The sequence below is a fragment of the Enterococcus sp. LJL99 genome, assembly GCF_054871725.1.
The window spans coordinates 1-1,786 of record NZ_JBTXLT010000029.1; the positions used below are offsets into that span (position 1 = coordinate 1).

Below are 1,786 nucleotides of genomic sequence, written 5' to 3' on the forward strand. Positions count from 1 at the left end.
ATTTTGTCGAATAAAGCGTAATAAAATAGAAAAAAAATAGACCAAAGGAAGCCATTATTGGTATTAATTAGCCAATCTGGTTTCCTTAGTTTATTTAATACCAAGAACAGGTAGCCAATCGCTTATATACAGTCATTTTAAAATATAAATTGACGGCGAATGACGGGTTAAAAAATTCCTTCAATTTTAAATAGTTTATTTATTTATTTTTTACGAAATTTATAAAACAAAGAAGGTTTTTCGGAAAACGCTTAGATTTTCCCCGAAAATGAAATTGAACGATTCCTATATTTTTTTAAAACAATTGTAATATTATTGCTTTCTTCCTTTAGCATTCTCCATTTGTTCGATTACTTTTTGGCGACTTTCCAGTAAAGAATCAGTGTACACATCTAATGTTGTTTGAATCGATGCATGACCTAATAATTTACTTACAGATGCAATATCCCCATTAGATTCTATACATATTGTTGCGAATGTGTGTCTTAAATGATGAAAATGCACACTAGTAGAAATATTACTCATTTCTTTTAATTTATAGAAATAATACGTTAATAATCTTGGTTCACTTGCTGTTTCTTTGTTTGAACAAATAAAATTACTAGTACTAGATTTTTTCCATCTTTTAAGATGTTTATATAAGCTATAGGTCATTGGAACAATTCGAATAGAAAAGTCTGTTTTCGATGCTCCTAAAATTAGCTTTGTTTTCTCCAGAGAATTAAATACAGGTATTCGTTGGAATGTTTTTTTTACATAAATTAACCGATTATCTAAATCTATATCTGTCCATCTTAATGCAGAAATCTCCCCTATTCTAAGACCAGCTTGTAAGGCTAAAAGCACAGGAAGCCCTTTAAATAAAGGTGATTTTTTTGCTTGCTTCTCTAATACTTGTTGATCGATTCTGGAAAGTGATTTAATACTTGCTTTATTTTTTTTAGGAAGCAATATATTTTTACATGGATACGTAAGAATATATTTTTTATCATAAGCATCCTTTATTGTTTTTTTCATGATTTGATATAGAACCTGAATGGTACTTGGTTGTAACTGTTGCTCAATCCATGTATCAATAACTGATTGAACTTCATCTTGAGTGAGTTGATTTAATGCAATAGATGCTATATGTGGGACAATATATCGCTTTAGTTTATAGACATACGCACTATAAGTTGATGGTTTGATGGTATTTTGTTGATGATTCAGCCAGGTATCTGCCCATTCTCTATAACTAATTGCACTTTCTCCTTGTATTTGTATTAACTTCTGATGCTTTAATTTTAAAGCATAGAGACGTTCTTTTACTTCCCCATAGGTTTTTCCATAAATATAACCATACTTCAACTGCCCATTGCTCTTTCTTCCTTTTTTATAACGCCCCTCCCATCGTTCGTTGATCTTTTCTTTTGTAAATGTTTTCTCCTCTTCTACACATATAAATTCTCCTTCCAATTGACGGCTTATTTGACGGCACATAAAATTAACTCTCTAGAACCTTGTCCTATCAATGTTTTAGAATAAAAAATAAAATATTGTGATTTTTTTAAGAAATAATTTTTAACAACCTAAAATTTTTAATCAAAATAAACCAATAAAATATTAATATCTGAAAAAAGGTTGTAAAATTAAAAATATTTCAGTATACTTATTGAGTAATTAAATAAATTTTATTTATATTCTTGGTATTAAATAAACTAAGGAAACCAGATTGGCTAATTAATACCAATAATGGCTTCCTTTGGTCTATTTTTTTTCTATTTTATTACGCTTTATTCGACAAAAT

Annotated in this window: 1 protein-coding gene; it reads right to left on the minus strand. The window is 28.6% G+C overall.

Going from position 1 to position 1,786, the window contains the following annotated elements; genetic code table 11:
• Window positions 1–312: 312 nt before the first annotated feature.
• Complete coding sequence (locus ACYSNW_RS18130; protein ID WP_461746927.1) at window positions 313–1,479, minus strand: tyrosine-type recombinase/integrase; 1,167 nt, start codon at window positions 1,477–1,479, stop codon at window positions 313–315.
• Window positions 1,480–1,786 lie beyond the last annotated feature (307 nt).

Bases quoted from the DNA above. Each gene is read 5' to 3' on its own strand.
- ACYSNW_RS18130 (WP_461746927.1), bottom strand. From the start codon at position 1,479: ATGTGCCGTCAAATAAGCCGTCAATTGGAAGGAGAATTTATATGTGTA.